Source organism: Shewanella sp. SM21, from assembly GCF_025654335.1.
GTDB lineage: Bacteria > Pseudomonadota > Gammaproteobacteria > Enterobacterales > Shewanellaceae > Shewanella > Shewanella oncorhynchi.
On sequence record NZ_JAKKRL010000002.1, the window covers coordinates 112224 to 134244 of the forward strand.

Below are 22021 nucleotides of genomic sequence, written 5' to 3' on the forward strand. Positions count from 1 at the left end.
GACCTTTTGAAGGGCTTGGTCAGTATACCTTGCCCTATTGAACAGGAGTCGTTCATGGCAGAAATCGGATATGCCCGTGTATCGACCACGGGACAAAGTCTCGATGCCCAACTGAAAGCATTAGCAAACTGCGACAAGGTGTTTCAAGAAAAGGTAAGTGGTGCAAAGGATGACCGTCCACAACTGCAACTCATGCTTGAGTTTGTCAGGGAGGGTGACATTGTGATTGTCACTAAGCTCGACAGACTTGCTCGTAACACTCGTCACCTGCTGGAAATTGCGGAATTTTTGGAACGCAAAAAGGTGTCACTGCAAATTCAAAACCTCGGGATTAATACCGCAACCCCGACAGGCAAACTCATGCTGACTATGGTTGGAGCTATCGCAACCTTTGAAAGAGAGCTGATGTTAGAAAGACAGGCTGAAGGAATCGCTCTCGCAAAACTGCGGGGGAAGTATAAAGGACGTAAACCCACGGCAATCACTAAGGCGAAAGAAGCCGCTCCAATGCTTGCAGAGGGGATATCTAAACCGGAGGTCGCAAAAAGGCTAAATATCAGCTTATCAAGCGTCCAGCGGATAGCAAAGAAATTAACATCTAAGGATAAGTTATGAATAAAAAGCAGAAAAACCGCTTTGAGATGTACTTCGTTATATTGATTGCACTAACAATATTGAGTGCCTTATCTCTGGTTGCCCTTGAGGATTCGATTGGTGGTTCACTGGATTATTTCATCCTCAGAATGTCAATCACATTCCAAGGTAACATCTCTGTTATAGCTATGGGAGTGGGTTATATCGGGATGTGGTATCTCTCTGAGCAGTTAGATTGGTTGAAGAAAGACGTAAATAATGAACCCTCTGGTCAGGAGATTGGCTATCGACAGAAAAAGCTATATCTCCAAACTTGGATAGGTGGAGCTGCATATCTGTTTACCTACGGTATTACTCTTATACTTTCAGTGCTTAGTTATCACGATGGCAATGTCTTCAAGATTGCCACTTCAGGAGCCGGAGTGACAGGTTTATTACTCTGTTTTCTGACTGGGATTGCCATCTGGCAACTGCGGTTGAGGCTGGAATGGATGGCTGAAGAACAAGAGCAGTTACCAGCCAAACAATCAGATAACAACTCTTTGAGTAACTAATCGACAAGGCCATCAGATTCTATTGATGGCTTTTTTTTGGAGGAAATATGCGTAAATCAAGTATCTTAGCTTTGCTCATTGCCTTTATAGGGACAACATTATCAATACAAGTCTCGGCTTCAATTGATGATGTCGTGAAGCGATATCAACAGATTTATATGTGGGAACAGGTTGCTACATTTTGCAAGGCTAAGGCACCAACTGAGTTACAGGAAGATTGGGAGCTCATTGAGAGTATTTTGAAATATCAGGGGGGGTACTGGGGGGGCGATGCAATCCGTCAACTGCAATATACAGGAAAAACCTTACCGCAAATTAAGGAAATATTTGCTTCTCTTCATAGTAGCAGTGAGGTATTAGCTGAGCATTTAATTAGTAAAGCAGTGTGTGACAGCAGAGATAGAGATATTGTTCATAAAGAGGTTTCAGCAGATCCAACTTATAGGTCTGCTGTCTATATCATAACAGGGCAGTACCCCTAGTATGTAACGTAAGCATTATGATGCCTATGCACCCAACAGATGCTGATGTTTTTTTCTACTTAAATCGATTACGTCTGCCGGCATAATCGGGAATAGAGCAAACGAAGAATTGAGTCATTAGAGTTAACCATGAAAAAATTTCCGGCCATCTACACTGGCAGAAGAATACCTCTATTCCAAGTTTTATGTGAAAAGCCTAATTACCGTGGCAGTCCTCATCTTTGAGTCGCTTTAGGATGCAGCAGTCGCTGACTTGGTGATTATCACAGGAGACTAAGGATGAGAGAGATGTTTCTAGCTTCGCTAACTCCCGTTGAGTTTGACGTATGTGCTCGAGTTGCTCGGCAATGATTTCATCTACCACGGCGCAGGAATGATGAGGATGTTGTTGCACTTCAACCAACCGACGAATGTCACTCAGAGCAATATTTAGTGCTCGACAGCGACGGATAAAAATCAGTGTCTCTACATCATTCTGAGAGTAGTAGCGGTAACCATTTGCCATCCTCTTAGGGGCGGGGAGCAATCCTTCCTGCTCATAAAAGCGAATTGTTTTTACGGGTATTTGTGAAGCTAATGCCAGTTCACTGATTTTCAACTTGACCCTCCAGTTACTGTAACCTTTAGCCTTGCATCGTATCACTTACTCAACATTCAACGCTATAGGATTGACAAATGCATTTCTTATCGCCTTTAGCCCTCGTTATATTAACCATGGGCACCACTGCAACCTATGAAGTACAGGCCAATACAAAAAACAATCTGCACACAGACGTCTCTCAAACTGAAGATGAGACAACTAATCTGCATGAACATGATGATACCCATGAGCCACAGAGTGATGAACACACAGATGAACATGACGAAGGTATGGAGCGTATTTTGGTTCAATCTACTCGTCTTGGAAGGATTGTTGACGACCAGCCAATAAGAATCGAAGTTGTCACTAGTGAAGAAATTGAAGAAAAAGCCGCTATGCGTCCGGGCAATATTTCTATGCTATTGGCTGAAACAGGTGGGGTTAGAGTGCAAACGACGTCTCCAGCTCTTGGTAGTGCTAATATAAGATTACAGGGCTTATATGGGCGTTATACTCAACTATTAGCTGATGGCTTACCTCTGTACGGGAATCAAGCCTCATCACTCGGTTTACTTCAAATACCTCCTACGGATTTAGGCCAAGTCGAGGTTATTAAGGGCTCTGCTTCATCCCTTTATGGTGGCTCAGCCTTAGGGGGGGTTATTAATTTGGTTTCTAGAAGACCAGGAGATGAATTTGCTGGCGAGACACTTTTAAATCTGACATCTAAAAATGGCCAAGATTTTACTGGTTACGCAGAGTCTCCACTTAGTGAGAACATCAAAGGCTCAATTACCACGGGAGCTCATTATCAAAGTATCGAAGACATAGATGATGATGGTTGGGCAGATCTTCCAGAGTATGAACGTTATACCTTGAGACCAAGATTATTCATCGAGGGTGAAAACGGTGACAATCTTTATCTTACAGCGGGCTATATGACAGAGAACCGTCGAGGTGGGACACTAAACGGGTATACTGTTGCAGACGGCAATCCCTTTGTTGAAACTCAGAACTCTGAGCGGATGGATGGTGGCATAGTCTACAATCGCCCCGTGGCCGATACTTTGACCTTTAGCACCCGAGCTTCCGCCATGGTGCAAGAACACTTCCATGGCTATGGCGTTGATAACGACAATGACAGGCATGGTAATTACCTGATGGAAGCGAGTCTATCTGGATACCTTGATCGTTTGGATTGGGTCATTGGTGCAGCGTATCAATCAGAAACCTACAGTTCAGATAATTATTCTGAATTTGATTATTCCTTCGATGTGCCGGGACTCTTTGCCCTTGTCGACTATAACTTGACCGAAGACTTAATTGCCTCTGTCAGTGCTCGTATGGATGACCATAGCCAGTACGGTAGTGAGCTTAGCCCACGGTTCTCGCTCTTGTATCGAGCTGATGATTTTACTGTACGAGGCTCATATGGCCGAGGTTATTATGCTCCAACCCCATTTGTGGAAGAAATTGAAGCGGCAGGGTTATCAAGACTTGAGCCTCTAGGGGAGCTCAAAGCAGAAACCGCCAAAACAGCTTCACTGGATTTTACTTACCGCTTCGACGATTTAGAGACGAGTTTAACCTTGTTCGGTTCAGATATTAGCAATGTCACCGAACTTGAAGAATTCACTGTGGGAAATAATGAGACTCCTAACCGAGTCCGTTTAGTCAACGCAGAGGGCGAAAGCCGTATTCGCGGTTCTGAAATGCTACTGCGTTACTATCTTGGCGACCTTAAGCTGACGGCGAGTTATCTATATCTTGACGCTACTGAATCCAGTCAAGATAACACAGCACGTCGAGCTATTGCGTTAACGCCTAAGCATTCCGCTGGATTTGTCGCGATGTGGGAACAACACGGAAACTTTAGAGCAGGATTTGAGGCCTATTACACTGGCATTCAACGTCTAAATGACAATCCTTATCTATTCGAATCGGAACCCTACTGGCACTTAGGCCTAATGGGAGAAATGACATTTGGCCGCTACAGTTGGTTCATCAATCTGGAAAACCTGCTGAATATCAAACAGAGCGATACCCATCCGTTGCTGTTGCCTGAAAGGAGTCCAGCAGGACAATGGACTACCGATATCTGGTCTCGAAATGATGGGTTTATTGCTAATGCAGGAGTCAGGATAAAATTTGGATAAACTGTATGCCTAGGTTTGCTTGCTGATATTCGGAGTAAACCTAGGGATGAACTTGTAGTTACTTATATCAAGTCACTACATGCTCAAACTTACAGTACTATTTTTTCGATGGGACTTCTTCACTCAAGATTGTATTGGCTTTCGGGCTTAACCTATGTCCCGACGCGAGTTGAGTTATATACGATATTTAATACTTGATTTCAGGTAACATCAGATGTAGTAATCAGTATTGTTTTTGAAGGAGTCGACTTGAAAAGTCTGCTCCTCTAGTATTTAAAGTGGTACAAAAAGCTGGTACAATCTGAAAAAATCAAGGTGCACAACACTATGATTTTATAGGGTTTGTTAGAGAAGCGTGTGATTCGAGGGTTCGACTCCCTCTCTCGCCAAATTAAAGCAAAGGTAATCAGTATCTTACTGGTTCCCTTTGTTGCATCTGGGCAAAATCGCCGTTTTGTTCTCCTTCCGTGTCCTTGGTAAAACCAAGCATTTCTGACACTCGATTAGCCATTCTTAGTGAGTCCTTAGGTTTTTGCCACATTAGCTATGTTATTCATTGTCATTCTTTTACGCGCTTGAACTAAGGTATAGCCGCCACTTAATACTATGAGTAGGCTTCCCAGAATAGTCAGCAAATCTGGGGATTCTCCAAATATAAATATTCCTAAAGCTAAGGCAAAGAGTAAACGTGTATAACGAAAGGGGCTTACTACCGATACATCTCCAGTGCGCATAGCGATTGTCAGCGCATTATAGGCAACTACACCAAAGACGATTGCTCCAATTATTTGTATTGCTGCGGTAGCACTAAACTGTATTGCTTCATTTTGGTAAATCAGTATCGCTAAGCCTGTAGGAATCAACACAAAAAAACCATATACTCCAAGCTGCATATTAGATAACACGGGAGAGGCTGCGCGTGTTGCTAAATCGCGTCCTGCAAAACCTAAGGTAGCGATAACGGCGAATAAAGATGTGACCTCAAAACCATCAAGTCCTGGACGAATAATCATCAGCACGCCCATAAAACCAATCAATACTGCAAGCCATCTCTTATGACCCACTTGTTCACCGAACAACAATGCCGCGCCAAGCATGGCGATTAAAGGTGTGGCTTGCAAAATAGCGGATGCACTTGAGAGTGGCGTTAACGTGATGGCTAAAGCAAAACAGAATCGGCCGACGATTTCACATAGTGCACGTACTAATATGGGGGTAGACAAGACTGCAGGATGAAGCACAGTTTCACCCTTTCGCCAGGTTAACAGTATAAAAATCAACATTCCACCTAGGCCAAATAGCGCTAAAATGAGGCCGATAGAGGTGGTTTCTGCTGCGGATTTGATCAGCATGTCTTCAATAGAAAATGCTGCCATCGCAGCAACCATAAACAGACTACCTTTTCTATTATTCAAAATAAATTCCCTAAATGCTTAGACGCTATCTCTAGTCAAAAGTTTTGTCATGAGAGTTCTGGTTTCATCAACAAAGGCACAGAAGTTACGATATAGCTTATTAGAATCCAATAGAAACATCATTTTCTGATCACTATAGCAAGCTTTCTCTGCTTATCTGAATAGGGTTCGTAGCTTAAGTTAACAATGATTCTGGCTTAAAAATAAATAGGGATAATAAGCATTAGCAAGAAACGATAATAGATACAGAAATGGTTTTTTTATCTATATCAGATGGCAAGTTAAGCCTCTTTTTACCATAAGGATTATGGTTGGTGTATTGTTTTAATATTATCAACTTGTGCGGCTAGTCTAAGATATTGATGTCAGGTATGTGCTGCTGTTTTTCAGCTTTTATGATGAATAACATTGTTTGAAAGAGGTCTATATTGTTTGAAAGAAGCCTATATTGTGAGGTTAATTTTATATTTAGTAGTCTTAAGTCAATAATGGGAACGATTAAATAATCCATCAGTTTATTTTACACTAAGTGATTTTGTATTGGGGATTTAGTGTTTTTAGGTTTATATCAAATGAAATTGCGTTGAATGGTACTGAAAAGTTAACTAAATAACTTTGGGGAAATGATTAATCGCTTAACTAAAACTGAGCGATTAATCATATTAACGAAAAAGTCTTATTGTTTTAAAAATTAACTTTGGATATTAATCGTTACTTTCTCGATGACGATAGGTTCACGGGGCACGTCTTCGTGGCCAGCGACCGTGGAGGTTTTGACTTTCTCAATCTGCTGGATAATGTCCATTCCCGCCGTAACCTTACCAAATACCGCGTAGCCCCAACCGTTATTGGTGGTGGCAGTATGGTCTAAAAAGTCATTATTGGCTGTGTTGATGAAGAATTGCGCGGTGGCCGAGTGAGGCGCATCGGTGCGAGCCATAGCGATTGTGCCTATGGTGTTACTTAGGCCTTTGTTGGCTTCGTTAACAATAGGCTCGTGGGTCGGTTTTTCCTTCATTTTTGCGGTAAACCCGCCGCCTTGGATCATAAAGCCTTTGATCACTCGGTGAAAAATCGTGTGTTCAAAGAAGCCTTCTTCACAATAGCGGACAAAGTTTTTTGAACTGACAGGCGCATGTTCAAAATCGAGTTCTATAGTGATGTCGCCTAGATTGGTGCTAAATGTAATCATGCTAATATCTTCTATCTTAATGAGTTTTTATATCTAATAAGTCACGACTTGTACTGAGTCATTACTTGGTTTTAGGGCCGCTATTCCACGGATTAAAGGGCGCGCTGCGACCTGTTGTCTCGTTACCGTTGTCAGTCTGAATAGATTGCGGCCGTGTTACATTGGCTTTAACCTCTGGCTTTGATTTCGCGCTGCGATGCTTTTTCGCATGGGCGGTTTCAAAGGAGCCTTCTTTCGCGGGGCGCGAGGATCTGGCCTCAGGTGCCCGAGCTTTAAAGGTTTTTGGCGTAGTATTTTTGGGCACAAAATCGAGAATAGACACAGGCACTTCTTTGTTCGGCACAAAGCCTTCAATTTCTTTACGCACTATGAGGTGACCTAGACGGCGCTCGATAGCACATAGATTCCTAAAATCATCTTTAGAAACAAAGGAAATGGCTTCGCCGCAGGCGCCAGCACGACCGGTTCGGCCGATACGGTGAATATAATCATCGGCTTCATCGGGCAAATCATAATTGACCACACGGGTGAGGGCGTCGATATCGATACCGCGGGAAGCAACGCCAGTCGCGACTAAAAAGCGTAGTTTGCCAGATTTAAAATCCACTAATAATTGCTCGCGTACCGCTTGGCTGCGACCGCTGTGAATGGCTTCGGCGGCAATGCCACGTTTTTCGAGTTGACTAACCAGTTTGGCGGCGCCTTGTTTCGTCTGGATAAAGATCAGTGCCTGTTCCCACGCTTGCTCAGTGATGAGTTTGCTTAACAGTGCCGACTTTTTATCTTTATCGACAGTGATCAACCATTGGTCGATTTGCGGTGCGTTTGCGCTGTCGCGGGCAATTTCAATTTCGACTGGGTTTTCAACCGCTGTTTTCGCTAAAAAGCGCACTTGCTTAGATAAGGTTGCCGAAAACAACAGATTTTGGCGTTCTGTTGGCAGACGTTCGATGATCTTATTGATGTCTTCGATAAATCCCATATCGAGCATTCTATCGGCTTCATCTAGGACTAATACCGAGATTTCATCGAAATGAATCGCTCTTTGGGTGTACATATCGAGCAATCTACCGGGTGTTGCCACCAGAATATCGACGCCTTCAATAAGACGTTGTTTCTGCGGTGCGGAATCCACGCCACCATACATGGCCATAGACGTCAGCGGCAGGTATTTTGCGTACTTGGCAATATTGTCTTCTACCTGAACGGCCAATTCGCGGGTTGGTGTTAAGATTAATGCACGAACGCGTTTAGCACGGATTTTCGGCATCTCGGCGAACATTTGCAGTATAGGCAACACAAAACTGGCGGTTTTACCTGTACCTGTTTGCGCGCCAGCAAGCAGGTTTTTGCCTTTCAAGATCACCGGAATGGCTTTTTCTTGGATCGGAGTAGGTTGTGAATAGCCGAGCTCAGTAATGGCTCTTAAAATCGGATCGCTTAATCCAAGTTTGGAAAATGGCATTGAATGTCTCAGGTAAAGGGTCAGGTCAATAATGTATAAGCAAACTGTTACGCTAAAGCATGAACAGTGGAGCAGGGCGATATTATAGCAGGAGGTGAAACAGAATAGGCGATTATCATTATTTGTGTGTGTTTGGTAAAGAGGGGCTTAAACGTCGAATAGGCGAATGATAGGCGGCAATATATTGAGAACTTACAATTTTGTAACCACACATGTATTCATGGCTAACATAGCTGCAATTATTGGGGCAATATGATTAACTGAGGTAATTTTTGTATGCCTGATAAATCTCAACAAAGGACCCATAATAATGAAAAAAAACGCTATTTCCCTTGCGATAGTGCTATCGCTGGCCAGCCTTGCTGGTTGTCAGTCCCATACGAGTCAAATCGCGCCCGTGGTCGCACCTGAAATTAAAGCCCACTCATTTGAGCAATTTTCAGCATCCTTTATTGATTCATTGTGGGAATTGTCACCGACTTGGGCCTTATACAGTGGCAAGCATGTTAACGATGGTTACCTTGAAATCCCCGATGCAGCAGGTCGAGCAAAGACCTTAGCGTTTGTGAAAGCTCAGCAAGCGCAATTGACTCAGTTCGAGCAAAAGTCGCTAACGCCGAATGAACTGATTGATTACCATCTGATCGACAATTTACTCGGTAGTATGGCATGGGAAATTGACAGTTTTAAATCTTGGCAGTGGGATCCTTCAAGTTACAACGTATCGGGCGGTTTTGCCCAAATCATCAATGAAAATTTCGCTCCATTAGATGACAGATTACGTTCGGTATTAGCGCGTTTAGAAAATGTGCCAGCTTATTATGCTGCTGCGCAGGCGAACATTAGCAAACCAACATTGGAGCACTCTGAGTTAGCAGTGCTGCAGAATCAAGGTGCATTTTCGGTTTTTTCCGATGACTTATTAAAACAGGTCGCCGACTCTGGTCTGACTGATGCGGAAAAAGCGTTATTTAAAACGCGTTTCGATGCAGCAACTGCCGCGATTAACGGCCATATCGCTTGGTTAGACAAATTAGTGGTTCAACTTAAAAAAGATGGAGCACGTAGTTTTAGAATTGGCGAGGCATTATATGAGCAAAAATTTGCCTTTGATATCCAAGCGGGGATGACGGCGAAACAGCTATATCAAAAAGCCGTAGCCGATAAAGAGCGTGTTCAAGGAGAAATGGCTAAAATTACCGATAAGTTATGGCCTAAATATTTTACTATGCCAAAGCCCGCTGACAGTAAGCTCGCCATTCGCCAATTAATCGATAAATTATCGACTCAGCATGTTCAGCGCGATGAATTCGTGAATGAAGTGCGTAAGCAAATTCCAGAGCTGATTGAATTTGTAAATAAGAAAAAACTAGTCACATTAGATCCTAAAAAACCACTCGTTGTCCGTGAAACGCCCGAATATATGCGTGGTTATGCCGGTGCATCAATTAGTGCGCCTGGACCCTATGAGAAGTCAGGTAATACTTATTATAACGTGACGCCGCTCGATGGCATGAGTGATGAGTCTGCCGAGAGTTACTTACGTGAATATAATCACTGGATCCTGCAAATCCTCAATATTCATGAAGCCATCCCAGGGCACTACACTCAACTCGTTTATTCTAATCAATCTCCGAGTTTAGTGAAAAGTTTATTTGGCAATGGCGCTATGGTTGAAGGTTGGGCGGTTTATACCGAGCGTATGATGTTAGAAGAAGGCTATGGAAATTTTGAGCCTGAAATGTGGTTGATGTACTACAAGTGGAATTTACGTGTTATATGTAACACGATTTTGGATTATAGCATTCATGTGAAAGGCATGACCGAAGACCAAGCTATTGCCCTGATGATGAATGAAGCCTTCCAACAGCAAGCTGAAGCCGAAGGAAAGTGGCGCCGTGCGACACTTAGTCAAGTGCAACTGACGAGTTACTATTCAGGTTATCGAGAAATCTATGATTTCCGTGAAGAATACAAAAAATCGCAAGGTAAAGATTTTGACCTTAAAACTTTCCACGAAACATTCTTGAGTTATGGTAGTGCACCAGTGAAATATATTCGCCAATTAATGCAGAGCAAATAAGTTCGCATATTGATATAAATCAGCAGAGCTTAGGCTCTGCTTTTTTATGCCAAATAGCTAGACAGGTATAGTGTGAGCTTAACATAAGTTGGCATTGTTACTTATGAAATGAAATCGTTAACACTGTGCGAATAATGAAAAGCCAAAAATTCTGCCATATAACCGAAAAAGTATATATTTCGTTATATGGCATATGCAGATGTTAATCAAACAATTTCACTGCGTGGTGATAGAGCACAATGGCGATAAACTTACTTCTTAGATTTAGATGATGCCATCAGCGCTAATACTTCATCGTAAGAAATGTTAAATTCTCTAGACAAGTTAATGATTTTTGTTTTGTAGGTTTGAATATTCTCTTGCTGAGCTAATTGATGTTTCTTTTCTTCAACTAACTCATTAACGGTTTCTTGTAATATCAATAATCGACGTAAACTATAGTCGAGAGATTTAATATATTTACCCATTTGTTGCTTGTTACGTGCTTGCTCAAGATCCGTTGAGACTTTCTTATCATATCCATACTCATCAAGAGCTGCGATTGCGCTCTGTAAATCAAGATCAGTTGTCATTTGGTTTTCGCTTTATAACAAAGAGGTGTGGGAACAAATTTATGAAACTTTAAAGAGTGTCATAGGACGTTAACTATCGCAGATTATAATGCTTATGCCAATATACACCAAGCCTTTGCACGTTAAAATGAAATAAAAAATTCCGCTGATTTTTGCTTTGACCTTGTCGGGGTCTACAATAATGAGTAGTCTAAAGTTATAGACTATCATGGAGATTCAAATGCTTGATCTACTACCAGATTTATTCGACCACTATCCGTCTAAATTACAGTTACTTCCCCTTGCATTTAAACCCTTTGGTGGTAAACGGCTCTTCTGGGGCGAGATAGTCACAGTAAAGTGCTTTGAGGATAATTCAAAGGTAAAAGAGATACTTGCACAGGATGGGCATGGAAAAGTGCTCGTTGTCGATGGGGGCGGTTCTCTGCGCCGCGCATTGTTAGGGGATCTCATAGCGCAGAGCGCCTTAGATAATGGTTGGCAAGGGATAGTGATTAATGGTTGTGTTCGCGATGTGGCGAGATTAAATACTTTCAGCTTAGGTGTCTTTGCCTTAGGGGCTATGCCGATAAAAACCGAAAAGTTAGGTCAAGGCCAAATTAATGTGGCTGTCGATATGGGGGGCGTGACGGTTAAGCCTGGTATGATGCTCTATGCTGATGAAAATGGTATTGCAGTAAGTGATGAAATGTTGAACTTTGCATTTTTAAATTAACATTTCTAAATGCATTAGTTGCTATAAATTCAAGTTGTTTTTGATAAGGATATTTATATGAAATTCATTAAGTGGCTCTTAGCCTTAATGGTGACGCTCATTCTTTTAGTTACCGTTTATCTCACCGTCTTTTTCGACCCTAATGATTTTAAACCTGAAATAGTCGATGCCGTAAAAAAACAAACGGGTCGTGAATTAGTCATTACTGACGATTTATCTTGGACATTTTTCCCTGTTATAGGGATTAATTTAGGAGGGGTGTCTTTATCTAACCCTGAAGGCTTTACGCCTAAGGCTATGTTAGAAGTCAAAAAAGCCGTTGCTGAAGTGGCGCTAATGCCGTTGTTTAGTCAGAAAATTGAAATTGCAGAATTGAGTCTCGATGGCGCAACGATCAATTTAGTCACCCGTAAAAATGGCACTAGCAGTTTCGATGGGTTGAGCGGCGATAATAGCCCAAAAACAGCGTCTCCAGCTGCTGCCGGATCCTTATCGAATGCCAAACTTAACGACATTAATATTGGTGGCATTTCTATCACCAATACCCAAATTAATATGATTGACGAAGCTAATAAGCAGACACAAGTCTTTACCTTAAGTAGCTTCACCCTAGGTGAGTTCGCTTTAGAACAATTTGCGCCCATCGCCTTTGAATTCAGTGCAACTATGCCGGATATGACGGTAAGTAGCGAAGCTAAAGGTGAACTAAAACTCAGTCGAGACTTTAAACAACTCGTTATCAATGGGCTGAAAATTGATACTGTGGTGGAAGGTGAGAGTATTCCGAACAAGAAACTCGAAACATCTGTCAGCTTAGCAACTCAAATCGCCCTTGATAAACAGCAATTGTCCGTCGATATTGCGCAGCTTACCGCGGCGAGCATTACCGCTGCGGGTAAAGTGGGTGTTAATTATGGTACGAAAATTCCACAAATTAATGCTGATTTTCAAGTTGGCGATATTGATTTAGATACACTGTTACCTAAAACAGAGGCCACCGCCACTGCTGAACAAGCGCCAGCAGCAAACTCTCAGGCAGTTGAGCCTGATCTCTCAGCCCTTAAGCAGCTTGATGTAAAACTCAAGTTGACTGTTAAGTCTATTAAGGTCGCGAATCTGTCGACTCAAAATTGGTTAATGGATGTGGGCATTAAAAATGGCGTGTTAGATCTGACGAAATTGAATGCGGATTTATATCAAGGTCAGTTGCTGGTGAGCGCTCAGGTTGATGCTCGTCAAGCAGTGGCAAGTTATCAATTCGATAAAAAAGTGACGGGTGTACAAATTCGTCCTTTGCTGAAAGATGCGGCGGATGTGGATTTACTGGCGGGTACAGCCAACTTTGATGTGAAGGGGAAAGGTAAGAGTTTGATCCCTGAGCAGTTAAAGAAAAACCTGTTAGCGAATGGTCATTTTGATATTAATGACGGTGCTCTGTACGGGGTAAATATTCCACAGATGATCCGCAGCGCCCAAGCTAAGTTAAAGGGTGACTTATCGCCAGAAACGAAGGCGGAGCGCAAAACTGACTTCTCGAGCCTGACGGGCAATTTCTCGTTGGATAATGGCGTTGCCACGAATCCAGATCTTGCCTTGTCTTCGCCTTTACTGCGTTTGGATGGTAAAGGCACTGCAAATTTATTGACTGAAGCCTTGGACTACAGACTAACCGCTAGCCTAGTGAATTCATTGAAGGGTCAGGGCGGTAGCGACAAAGATGCGCTGGCTGGAGTTGATATTCCGTTGGCGATTACAGGCACTTTCCAAAAACCTGAATATGCTTTGGATACTAAAGCCTTACTGAATAATCAGCTTAAGGAAGAAACCGACAAAGCTAAGGAAAAATTAAAAGACTCCTTATTGAAAAAACTAGGCGGTTTTTAATGGTTGCTTCTACGCGTTACGCATTACTTGTTTGCGCGAGTGCTTTTGTCGGCGGGCAACTTGTTGGGTGCTCGGCGCCCGAAGCCGCTGACACGAGTCAGTCAACCAAGGGTGAGACTACAACAGCCGCGGCCGTTCAGCCTGAGATTATTCGCGCTGCCGATCTGGCGCTCGATGTTTCTGGGCTTAAAAGCACTCCGACATTAAAGGCTGAACCTGTGATGGCAGAAAAGGCACAAGGCCTGCTTCGCGGCGAATTAACTTTAGAACCTTTTATCGATTTTAAGCAGCCGGTAAAGGCGACATTGACTGTGACAAATCCACAAACTTATGCTGTCGGCCTACGTTATAACTCTGGGATGACGGCGGATTTGTGGTTGGTAACGCAGGAGGGAAAACGTCTGTGGGCTTGGTCGGATGATATGATGTTTACCCAAGCATTACGTGATAGCCAATTGGCTGCAGGGAAAGTGATCACGACTTCATTTAGTATTCCGCCCAAAGCATTTGCAGGAATACCTGCAGATGGTGCTCGCCTAGAAGCGCATTTTGCCGCTAAAGCATTAGAGTCTGATGCCGTTGTTATGGCGCCTGTTGTCTTATTACTGACGATGGAATAACGTCGCCTCTCATATAGAAAAAGGCAGCAATCCGATAGGGTTGCTGCCTTTTTGTTATCTATGGCTCAATTTTGCTTAGGATTTATAGCACTAATCCGTTCGAACTATGTGCCAGTGTAGTCCTTACGCACTCAACTTAGTTTCATCAACCACTAATTTGATCACTTGGCCTGGTTGTAAATACTGTGATTGCGCTAGGCTATTCCACTCGAGTAGCTCGGCAACAGTTACGTTAAATTTATTGGCGATACGGGCAAGTGAATCACCGGATTTTACCTTGTAACTGACAGTACGAATTTGTGCGGTTTGCTCAAGCTCCTTTGGTGCTAAGATCACTAACTTCTGACCGTTTTGTAGCTTGCTATTCTTAGCCAATTTGTTCCAAGTGCTGAGTTGTTTCACCGTCACTTTATGGGCTTGGGCTATTTCTGAGAGTGTGTCTCCTGACTTAACCTGATAAGCAATTTTTGTTGATTCAACTGCAGCATGTGATTTTTTCGGCAATTGCTGCTTAGTTGACAGGGCATAAAGTTGCTTGTCTTGCGCATCGACAGGAATAATCAAATGCTTGCCTGCGACGATCGTGTTGCTTTTCATGCCGTTGGCGGCGCGAATAGCGGCAACGGTCGTATGGTGCTGCGTAGCAATCTTGCCAATGCTATCGCCAGATTTGATCGTGTAACGTAACCAGCTGATCCTATCTTCGGTTTCTGTTTCTGCGAGCGCTTTTTTAAATTCTTCCGATTTATCAATTGGTAGCACTAAGGTGTGCGGACCAAGTGGCGACGTAGCCCAGCGGTTATAACCTGGGTTGAGTTTTTGTAACTCAAGCGTGGTCATATTGGCAAAACCTGCCGCCATGGCTAAATCAATTTGGCTATCAATATCAACCACTTCAATAGTGGGATTGTTGTCGATTGGCGCTAAAGATATGCCATATTCATCAGCGTGTTTAATGACTTCTGCCAGTGCGAGCAGTTGCGGCACATAGCGTTCTGTCTCTCTGGGCAAATCCAATGACCAAAAATCCGTTTTTAAGCCTTTTTTCTCGTTACGTTTGATCGCATTGAGCACCCGTGATTCACCCGAGTTATAGGCAGCAATGGCATAAAGCCAATTGTTATTGGTTTTATCGTAGAGGTATTCCAGCATATCGAGCGCCGCAGTCGTTGATGCGGGGACATCACGGCGACCGTCATACCACCAGTTCATTTCTAAACCGAAATGACTGGCCATAGGTGTGGTAAATTGCCACAGACCCGATGCCGCGCCAGTCGATGATGCGGAAGGATCAAAGGCGCTTTCAATTATGGGTAACAAAGCTATCTCAATAGGAAGATGACGCTTTTCAAGTTCTTCTACAATCATGTACATATAAGGTGCAGCACGTTCCGAGATGATCGCCAGATGCTGTGGATTTTTGATGTACCAATCACGGTATTGATTCACCAATTTTTGATCTGGAACCGGTAACTGCATGCCTTGACGAATTCGCTCCCACACATCGGTAATTTGCGCCGATGGAGCCTCGGTTGCGAGGTAATATTCTGGGACTGTATTTTCGGTTGTGACGGCTTCAACTTCTGTTTGGTTAACGCCATGGTTGTCTAATGTTTGACAGCCTGTGAGTAGGGCAAATCCCCCTACAACAACATAAAGTGATACTCTCATTGAAAACGGTAGTCCTCTGTTAGTGCATCGCTTTTCTTTATAGTAACAGTATGTTTTATATGAAGATAAAGACGACGCAGCGCGCAAAGTTTTCACGCAAAACGAGCCATTCTATGGGATCTTTTCGATCTTGTCCCTTAATTATCGTACATAATGTAAGGCCATTTTTGACTTACATCATCAAAAATGAGAAAAACTGTTTGAATTTCAATCTATAATATTGCTTTTGTGATCAAAAATTATCTTTCCACTGTCTGAGTAAGGTAAAACCGCTGAGTTCGTCTAAATTTGCGTGATTTAGACCGCTAAAATGCTGTTTTATGTTATCGACAATTTCAATGTCGCTAGGGCGTAAAAAAGGATTGATGGCACGCTCTAAAGCGATGGTGGAGGGAACAGTCGCTTTGTCTTGGCGACGTAACTGCATCGCGCGTTCGTTATAGTCTTGGAGCTCGCGATTGTTGGGATTGACCGCGAGGGCAAATTTGAGGTTTGAAAGTGTGTACTCATGGGCACAATAAACCCGAGTGTCGGCGGGAAGCTGGGCAAGTTGCTGTAGTGAGTTGTGCATTTGCGCTGGCGTGCCTTCAAATAAGCGTCCGCAGCCGCCGCTAAACAGGGTGTCACCGCAAAATAAGGCATCTTCAACAACGTAGGCTATATGTCCTGCTGTGTGGCCTGGTACATCTAAGACTTGCAGCTCAGCGCTGAGATACTCCAGTGTGAATCTGGGCTTGGCTTTTGCGTGCAGTGGATGTGTGATGCCTTCGATCTTCTCATTATCTGGGCCATAAACCGTGAGTCTATTATGACTATAGGCTTGAAGCGCTGCTACGCCACCCGTATGGTCATTGTGGTGGTGGGTCAGTAAAATACCCGCTAGCGTGAGTTGATTCGCTTGCAGGTAGTCAATGACCACACTTGCATCGCCTGGATCGACAACATAAACCTGAGTATGGGGCTGTTGTTGTAACACCCAGATATAATTGTCATTAAAGGCTTTGATCGCTGTTATAGTGAGCATAGAACTGCCTATGTCTGTATTTCAATTTGAAGATAAAGGTATTATCCATGAGTGAACGGCCCTTGGCGACCTTTGCCGCTTTTGCCCTGTGGCAGAATGTTGGTCATCTTTGACCCCATTGGATACTTGTCTACCCAGCTAACGGAGGAACTCTGTGTCGCATTTTAGTACTGAGCTCAAGCCCGAACAATGGAGTGACCTACCCAATGGTGAGGCACTACAGCAAGCCGTCGCTAAACAGCTTGAAGATTGGTGGCCAAGAGTCTTTGGTTATCATTTATTAAAGTTAGGGCCTTTGAGTGCCGAATTGTCGAGCATGGCATCGCCAGTCGCCCATCATTTTTCACTCTCGCCATCTAAAGGCACCTCTATTGAAGGCGATTTTTGCCATCTACCCCTGCAGAATGCGGCGATAGATGCGGTGGTGATGAGTTTATTGCTCGAATTTGAACCCGATCCTTACCGTATTCTTCGCGAAACCGATAGGGTACTCATCGCTGGAGGCTATCTTTTTATCGTCGGTTTTAATCCCTTGAGTCCGGTATTTTTGGGTAAGTTATGGCCTAAATATCAGGATTGTCTTCCTTGGAATGGCCGTTTTTTTATGCCTTCGAGGGTGCGAGATTGGTTAGGTTTATTAGGTTATCAAGTGGTGGGGGATGAGCGTTTGGTCTACCACCCATTAATGGGCGAGTTTACCCAAGGTAGATTTTTTCAACAGAGTTTAGCGTCATGGCTTCCTAGCGCGGGCAGTTTGTATTTGATTGTGGCACGTAAACTCGAGTCGCCACTCACACCTATTCGCGATAAACGTAAGGTGCGGCAGACAAATTGGACCACGGCACCGACTGCGGGTCGTTCGGGGCATTTATCAGAGCATTCGGAAAACTGATAAGCCATTTCCATTTTTAGTACAGGTTTTTATATGCGGATCACCTTAAGACAACTGGCAGTATTTGAGGCCGTGGCACGTAGCGGCCAAGTCGCGAAGGCGGCTGAACAAGTGAATTTATCACCACCGGCGACATCTATGGCCTTGGCTGAATTAGAAAAGCAGCTAAATGCCCGCCTATTTGAACGTATTGGCAATCGATTACAGCTTAACTCGCAGGGTAATTTACTGCTGCCATTGGCAACGGATCTATTACACCGTGTTGAACAAATTGAGCAGGCATTTACTTATCATGGTGGTGATCTGGTTGGGCGTTTAAGCATCAGTGCCAGTTCGACAATCGGCAATTATCTAATGGCGAAAGCCGCAGTGGCATTTTGTCAGCAACATACTCAAACCCATGTGGATGTGGCGATTACTAATACTCAAGATGTGATCCAAGCGGTTGCTCAGTTCCGCTCTGAAATGGGTTTTATTGAAGGCCATTGCACTGACAATCGTTTGAGTGTCGAGGCATGGCATAAGGATAGGCTGCTGGTGTTTTGTCATCCGGCGCATCCTCTGGCGGGGAAAGTGGTTAAACCTGCGGCGGTTAAAGGCCTGTCTTGGGTGCTACGTGAGGAAGGATCGGGCACTCGTGAATATTTTGTAAATGCCGCCAATGAGTTGGATATGCAGCCAGAGGCTAAATTCTGCTTTACTACGCCGGATGCGATTAAATTGGCTGTGAAACAAGGTGCTGGGCTTGGGGTGTTATCTGAGTTGGCGCTGGAAAAAGAAATCAGCCGTAAAGAGTTAGCGTTAGTCACGATTGAGGGACTCGTACTCGAGCGGCAGTTTTATCGCATCACCCATAAGAGCCGTCAGGCGACATCCCTAGGTCAAGCTTTTGTGCTGTTTTGTGAGAATTTTTTTAATATTGCAGGTGTGGAACTGAAATAAACCGTTTGATAGCAATGGCCCTCGTAAACAGTGAGCTTAAGCGATTTATTTAAAAGGTTAATTTTGACGGTAAGCTTAAACTGTGAGATGAATCGCGAATTAAATCATCACGCCCAAATGTTTAACTTAGGCGTGATTGCATCGAACTTACTTTTTCGCACTTAGCGAGTTTACACTGAGTGGCACAGAGTTAAGGCTGGTAGCCTAAATCGGGTTGGGTTGGTTTAGATTCTGCTGCGGTGCGAGCTAATACATCGCAACGTTCGTTTTCGGCGTGGCCCGCATGACCTTTAACCCATTGCCAGTCGATAGTGTGCATCTGTGAGGCTTTATCTAATCGTTTCCATAGGTCAACGTTTTTGACTGGGGTACGGTTTGATGTCATCCAACCTTTTTTCTTCCAGCCATGGATCCATGTCATTATGCCTTGGCGCATATATTGGCTGTCGCTGGTGAGCACGACTTGGCAAGGCTCTTTCAAGCTTTCTAACGCTATGATTGGGGCTAACAATTCCATGCGATTATTGGTCGTGAGCGCAAAACCGTCGGACATCTCCTTTGTATGGCCTTTATAATTCATTACAATGCCATAGCCGCCAGGACCGGGATTGCCTAAGCAAGAGCCGTCGGTGAAGATGTGGATCAGTTTTAGTTCAGTCATCAAATTGTTACCATAGCCGGGAATTTCGGCCGAGTATAACTAAAAATTGTCATAAGAAGCGCATAAAAACATGAATATTATCTCTAATGCTAGCCGTCAGGTTATTTTAGATACCGAAACCACAGGTATGAACCAAGGCAGCGGCGCCATCTATTTAGGCCATAGGATCATCGAGATAGGTTGTGTGGAAGTGGTGAACCGTCGTTTGACGGGGCGTTATTACCACCAATATATCAATCCAGGTCAAGCAATCGATCCCGAAGCCATCGCCGTTCACGGTATTACCGATGAGCGCGTTTCCAAAGAGCCGCGTTTCCATCACATTGCTCAAGAGTTTATCAACTTTATCGACGGCGCTGAAATCGTCGCCCATAACGCAAACTTCGACGTGAGCTTCATGGATCATGAGTTTTCATTGTTGCAGCCACGTGGGCCGAAAACCGCTGATATTTGTCAGATCCTCGATACCTTAGAGATTGCTAAGTTTTTACATCCCGGCCAGAAAAACAACCTTGATGCCCTCTGTAAGCGTTATGGCGTGGATACGTCTCGCCGCGAGTACCACGGCGCTTTACTCGATGCCGAGATCCTCGCCGATGTTTATCTGATCATGACCGGCGGGCAGACAAAGTTTAATTTGTCTAACGAAGAAGCGGGGCAGGAAGCGGGGGGGATTCAACGTTTTGCTCCACAATCACTTAATCTTAAAGTGATTGGCGCATCGGCCGATGAACTGACAATGCATGAACAACGCCTTGATTTAGTCGCAAAATCAGGTAAATGCCTCTGGAGAGGATAGAAGAATTACTATGCCGATGTCGCGCCATAAACCCATTTTAGCGCTTTGCCTTGTTGTCACTACGCTGTTATTAAGTGTGGCGAGTGTATTGGCCGCTGACCTAGATCCCGCCAAAAAAGTCGTCAAGCCACCAAAGGCTACGCCGATTGTAGGATTGGAGACGGCTTCCGAGCTTAAAAACCGTTTTCGTATTGATCATATGGTCGATAATATGACCTTATTAGTGGAGCGTGAATATGGCTCTGCGCCTGTGGTCATAGTGTTACCCGATGGCAGTAAATGGTACGCCAATCGTCATCCAGAAACCGTTAAGTGGGTTGATGGTATAACGGGCGATATTATTTACATTGAGTCACCACAGCCCGGACCTTGGCAGTTGGTGGGCAAGGTTGTCTCAGGTTCAACCCTTAAGAAGCTCTCTAAACTCGAAATCGAAGTCCAGCCTTTACCACAGCCAATCTTCCAAGGTGAACAAGTTAAAATTGTCGCGCAGTTAATGGGTGACGAGCAGCGTGTGCGTATGCCTGGGTTAGATTATTTAGTCGAATGGACTGCACATTTTGTGAGTAAACATAAGGCGGGCGATGAAAACTTTGCCGCGGGTGATATTATTGTTGGTTCTTATAAAGACAATGGTGAAGATTACGATGAAAAACCTGACGATGGTGTATTTACCAGCAATATCAATATAAAGCAGCCTTGGGGTGATTATGAGTTTGTCGTGCAGGCACGTAATAATGTGTTTGAACGGCAGGTTTCATTCCCGTTTAAATTGTCACCTCGGCCAATTAATCTAGAAGTAATTACCCCTGACGATCCGTTAACGGGGCAATGGAAAGTCATGTTACACGTGGATAAGACAGTGTTGCAGCTGGCTGAGACGCATTTTTCCTTTGAGTTAGTCGGCCCTGCTGGCTTGCAACTGCCTTTGGTTGTAAATGGTCTCACTGAGCCTGACTCTGAATTAGATTTACCTACAGTGACAGAGTTTGGTAGTTATCGAATTAAAGGTTTTGTGGCTACGACGACTGTCACTGGTCGTGAAATCGTGCTGGATTTACCTGAGCTTTTCTTTAACTTAATTGAACCACCAGAACCACCACCAAGTGCCGAAGAGTTGGCTGCTGTTGCTGCACAAAAAGCGGCAGAGGAAGAAGAGCTTGCGAAGAAAGATGCAATGTTCTGGATCATTACAGTCAACGCTATCTTATTAGTCTTAGGCGTGGTGGGATTAATTGTGTGGCGTAAGCGTCAAAGTTTGGCGCAGGCCTTAGCTGCCGCGGAGTTACGTTTATTGAATGAAGCATCTGTAAATCCACCCGCAGCACCTTCATTAGATGAAATCGATCTCACTATGCCAGATGAGGCAGATAAAGACCGTTAGCCAAACGTTGCTTAATGTGTTTGATTTATGACTTTGAACTGGAACGTTGAGCGATATTTGGGATATAAATCAAGGTCTGCAATTGATTTGGCTTTTTTTTAATCAAATGATAAATCGAAGTAAAAAAACGGTTGACGCCTGCAGGGCTCAACCGTATTATTCTTCGCATCTTACAGCAGAGCCTTGATAAGTGTGTTGAATTATCATTCTGTTTTAATATCAGCGGCCTGTCACGCTGGAGTTAGGGGGGGGTGATGCCCGTAAGATACTTGGATATGGAAAAATTTGGAGCGGTAGTTCAGTTGGTTAGACTATCGTTTTGACATCAGCGGCCTG

20 protein-coding genes are annotated in these 22021 nt (G+C 43.8%); 12 read left to right on the forward strand and 8 right to left on the reverse strand.

What is annotated here, in order from left to right; genetic code table 11:
- The first annotated feature begins 54 nt into the window (after window positions 1-54).
- The 3 genes from L5L94_RS02575 to L5L94_RS02585 are packed head-to-tail and all read left to right on the forward strand — an operon-like array spanning window position 55 to window position 1630.
- Window positions 55-615, forward strand: a complete 561-nt coding sequence (locus L5L94_RS02575; protein ID WP_263160996.1) for a recombinase family protein — start codon at window positions 55-57, stop codon at window positions 613-615.
- Window positions 612-1148 (forward strand): hypothetical protein, encoded by a 537-nt coding sequence (locus tag L5L94_RS02580; RefSeq protein ID WP_263160997.1) that lies wholly within the window; start codon window positions 612-614, stop codon window positions 1146-1148. The genes L5L94_RS02575 and L5L94_RS02580 overlap by 4 nt, the downstream gene beginning before the upstream one ends.
- A 47-nt stretch (window positions 1149-1195) precedes the next feature.
- Window positions 1196-1630 (forward strand): hypothetical protein, encoded by a 435-nt coding sequence (locus tag L5L94_RS02585; protein WP_263160998.1) that lies wholly within the window; start codon window positions 1196-1198, stop codon window positions 1628-1630.
- A 196-nt stretch (window positions 1631-1826) separates the two neighbouring features.
- On the opposite strand, the gene L5L94_RS02590 is transcribed toward L5L94_RS02585, so the two are convergent.
- A complete protein-coding gene (locus L5L94_RS02590; RefSeq protein ID WP_173245177.1) occupies window positions 1827-2228 on the reverse strand; it encodes a Cd(II)/Pb(II)-responsive transcriptional regulator in 402 nt (133 codons plus the stop codon).
- A gap of 77 nt (window positions 2229-2305) precedes the next feature.
- Between L5L94_RS02590 and L5L94_RS02595 the strand changes: the two genes are divergently transcribed.
- A complete protein-coding gene (locus L5L94_RS02595; protein ID WP_263160999.1) occupies window positions 2306-4366 on the forward strand; it encodes a TonB-dependent receptor plug domain-containing protein in 2061 nt (686 codons plus the stop codon).
- Between the two features lie 524 nt (window positions 4367-4890).
- Here the strand turns inward: L5L94_RS02595 and L5L94_RS02600 are convergent.
- The 3 genes from L5L94_RS02600 to L5L94_RS02610 all read right to left on the reverse strand — a co-directional run bounded on the left by L5L94_RS02600 (window position 4891) and on the right by L5L94_RS02610 (window position 8438).
- Window positions 4891-5781, reverse strand: a complete 891-nt coding sequence (locus L5L94_RS02600) for a DMT family transporter (protein WP_263161000.1) — start codon at window positions 5779-5781, stop codon at window positions 4891-4893.
- Window positions 5782-6472: 691 nt separating this feature from the next.
- The gene (locus L5L94_RS02605) at window positions 6473-6973 is read right to left on the reverse strand and encodes a peptidylprolyl isomerase (RefSeq protein ID WP_263138382.1); all 501 of its coding nucleotides are present in this window, start codon (window positions 6971-6973) and stop codon (window positions 6473-6475) included.
- Window positions 6974-7034: 61 nt separating this feature from the next.
- Complete coding sequence (locus L5L94_RS02610) at window positions 7035-8438, reverse strand: DEAD/DEAH box helicase (protein ID WP_105252329.1); 1404 nt, start codon at window positions 8436-8438, stop codon at window positions 7035-7037.
- A 310-nt stretch (window positions 8439-8748) separates the two neighbouring features.
- Here L5L94_RS02610 and L5L94_RS02615 point away from each other — a divergent pair, with 310 nt between their 5' ends.
- Entirely contained in the window at window positions 8749-10521 is a 1773-nt protein-coding gene (locus tag L5L94_RS02615; protein ID WP_263161001.1) for a DUF885 domain-containing protein, read from the forward strand.
- Window positions 10522-10772: 251 nt separating this feature from the next.
- Here the strand turns inward: L5L94_RS02615 and L5L94_RS02620 are convergent, their stop codons facing one another.
- Entirely contained in the window at window positions 10773-11093 is a 321-nt protein-coding gene (locus L5L94_RS02620; protein WP_028760093.1) for a hypothetical protein, read from the reverse strand.
- Window positions 11094-11313: 220 nt separating this feature from the next.
- Between L5L94_RS02620 and L5L94_RS02625 the strand changes: the two genes are divergently transcribed.
- From L5L94_RS02625 to L5L94_RS02635, 3 genes are read left to right on the forward strand one after another with little or no spacing between them, the layout of a single operon-like run.
- On the forward strand, window positions 11314-11808 hold the full coding sequence (locus tag L5L94_RS02625) for a putative 4-hydroxy-4-methyl-2-oxoglutarate aldolase (RefSeq protein ID WP_028760092.1): 495 nt from the start codon (window positions 11314-11316) through the stop codon (window positions 11806-11808).
- Between the two features lie 57 nt (window positions 11809-11865).
- A complete protein-coding gene (locus L5L94_RS02630) occupies window positions 11866-13692 on the forward strand; it encodes an AsmA family protein (protein WP_263161002.1) in 1827 nt (608 codons plus the stop codon).
- Window positions 13692-14312: a BsuPI-related putative proteinase inhibitor gene (locus L5L94_RS02635; protein ID WP_263161005.1), complete on the forward strand. Its 621-nt coding sequence runs from the start codon at window positions 13692-13694 to the stop codon at window positions 14310-14312. Before L5L94_RS02630 ends, L5L94_RS02635 begins: the two co-directional genes overlap by 1 nt.
- A 123-nt stretch (window positions 14313-14435) precedes the next feature.
- Here L5L94_RS02635 and L5L94_RS02640 read toward each other — a convergent pair whose 3' ends face one another.
- Entirely contained in the window at window positions 14436-15983 is a 1548-nt protein-coding gene (locus L5L94_RS02640; RefSeq protein ID WP_028760089.1) for a LysM peptidoglycan-binding domain-containing protein, read from the reverse strand.
- Window positions 15984-16215: 232 nt separating this feature from the next.
- Window positions 16216-17007, reverse strand: coding sequence for a hydroxyacylglutathione hydrolase (gene gloB, locus L5L94_RS02645; RefSeq protein WP_263161007.1), 792 nt, complete (start codon window positions 17005-17007; stop codon window positions 16216-16218).
- Between the two features lie 154 nt (window positions 17008-17161).
- On the opposite strand from gloB, the gene L5L94_RS02650 reads away from it, so the two are divergent.
- Both L5L94_RS02650 and L5L94_RS02655 read left to right on the forward strand, forming a co-directional pair.
- Window positions 17162-17899, forward strand: a complete 738-nt coding sequence (locus tag L5L94_RS02650; protein WP_263161009.1) for a class I SAM-dependent methyltransferase — start codon at window positions 17162-17164, stop codon at window positions 17897-17899.
- Between the two features lie 33 nt (window positions 17900-17932).
- Window positions 17933-18841 (forward strand): LysR substrate-binding domain-containing protein, encoded by a 909-nt coding sequence (locus tag L5L94_RS02655; protein ID WP_105252337.1) that lies wholly within the window; start codon window positions 17933-17935, stop codon window positions 18839-18841.
- A 190-nt stretch (window positions 18842-19031) separates the two neighbouring features.
- Here L5L94_RS02655 and rnhA read toward each other — a convergent pair whose 3' ends face one another.
- Window positions 19032-19502 carry a ribonuclease HI gene (gene rnhA, locus L5L94_RS02660; protein ID WP_006081489.1) on the reverse strand — a complete coding sequence of 157 codons (471 nt, stop codon included), beginning with the start codon at window positions 19500-19502 and terminating at the stop codon, window positions 19032-19034.
- Window positions 19503-19572: 70 nt separating this feature from the next.
- On the opposite strand from rnhA, the gene dnaQ reads away from it, so the two are divergent.
- Both dnaQ and L5L94_RS02670 read left to right on the forward strand, forming a co-directional pair.
- The gene (gene dnaQ, locus L5L94_RS02665; protein WP_263161013.1) at window positions 19573-20301 is read left to right on the forward strand and encodes a DNA polymerase III subunit epsilon; all 729 of its coding nucleotides are present in this window, start codon (window positions 19573-19575) and stop codon (window positions 20299-20301) included.
- 10 nt (window positions 20302-20311) lie between these two features.
- On the forward strand, window positions 20312-21685 hold the full coding sequence (locus L5L94_RS02670) for a TIGR03503 family protein (RefSeq protein ID WP_263161014.1): 1374 nt from the start codon (window positions 20312-20314) through the stop codon (window positions 21683-21685).
- The last annotated feature ends 336 nt before the right edge of the window (window positions 21686-22021 follow it).

Excerpts from the sequence above, each read along its gene's own strand:
- L5L94_RS02575 (WP_263160996.1), top strand. The coding sequence starts at position 55 with ATGGCAGAAATCGGATATGCCCGTGTATCGACCACGGGACAAAGTCTC.
- L5L94_RS02580 (WP_263160997.1), top strand. The coding sequence starts at position 612 with ATGAATAAAAAGCAGAAAAACCGCTTTGAGATGTACTTCGTTATATTG.
- L5L94_RS02585 (WP_263160998.1), top strand. The coding sequence starts at position 1,196 with ATGCGTAAATCAAGTATCTTAGCTTTGCTCATTGCCTTTATAGGGACA.
- L5L94_RS02595 (WP_263160999.1), top strand. The coding sequence starts at position 2,306 with ATGCATTTCTTATCGCCTTTAGCCCTCGTTATATTAACCATGGGCACC.
- L5L94_RS02605 (WP_263138382.1), bottom strand. The coding sequence starts at position 6,973 with ATGATTACATTTAGCACCAATCTAGGCGACATCACTATAGAACTCGAT.
- L5L94_RS02610 (WP_105252329.1), bottom strand. The coding sequence starts at position 8,438 with ATGCCATTTTCCAAACTTGGATTAAGCGATCCGATTTTAAGAGCCATT.
- L5L94_RS02615 (WP_263161001.1), top strand. The coding sequence starts at position 8,749 with ATGAAAAAAAACGCTATTTCCCTTGCGATAGTGCTATCGCTGGCCAGC.
- L5L94_RS02620 (WP_028760093.1), bottom strand. The coding sequence starts at position 11,093 with ATGACAACTGATCTTGATTTACAGAGCGCAATCGCAGCTCTTGATGAG.
- L5L94_RS02625 (WP_028760092.1), top strand. The coding sequence starts at position 11,314 with ATGCTTGATCTACTACCAGATTTATTCGACCACTATCCGTCTAAATTA.
- L5L94_RS02630 (WP_263161002.1), top strand. The coding sequence starts at position 11,866 with ATGAAATTCATTAAGTGGCTCTTAGCCTTAATGGTGACGCTCATTCTT.
- L5L94_RS02635 (WP_263161005.1), top strand. The coding sequence starts at position 13,692 with ATGGTTGCTTCTACGCGTTACGCATTACTTGTTTGCGCGAGTGCTTTT.
- L5L94_RS02640 (WP_028760089.1), bottom strand. The coding sequence starts at position 15,983 with ATGAGAGTATCACTTTATGTTGTTGTAGGGGGATTTGCCCTACTCACA.
- gloB (WP_263161007.1), bottom strand. The coding sequence starts at position 17,007 with ATGCTCACTATAACAGCGATCAAAGCCTTTAATGACAATTATATCTGG.
- L5L94_RS02655 (WP_105252337.1), top strand. The coding sequence starts at position 17,933 with ATGCGGATCACCTTAAGACAACTGGCAGTATTTGAGGCCGTGGCACGT.
- rnhA (WP_006081489.1), bottom strand. The coding sequence starts at position 19,502 with ATGACTGAACTAAAACTGATCCACATCTTCACCGACGGCTCTTGCTTA.
- dnaQ (WP_263161013.1), top strand. The coding sequence starts at position 19,573 with ATGAATATTATCTCTAATGCTAGCCGTCAGGTTATTTTAGATACCGAA.
- L5L94_RS02670 (WP_263161014.1), top strand. The coding sequence starts at position 20,312 with ATGCCGATGTCGCGCCATAAACCCATTTTAGCGCTTTGCCTTGTTGTC.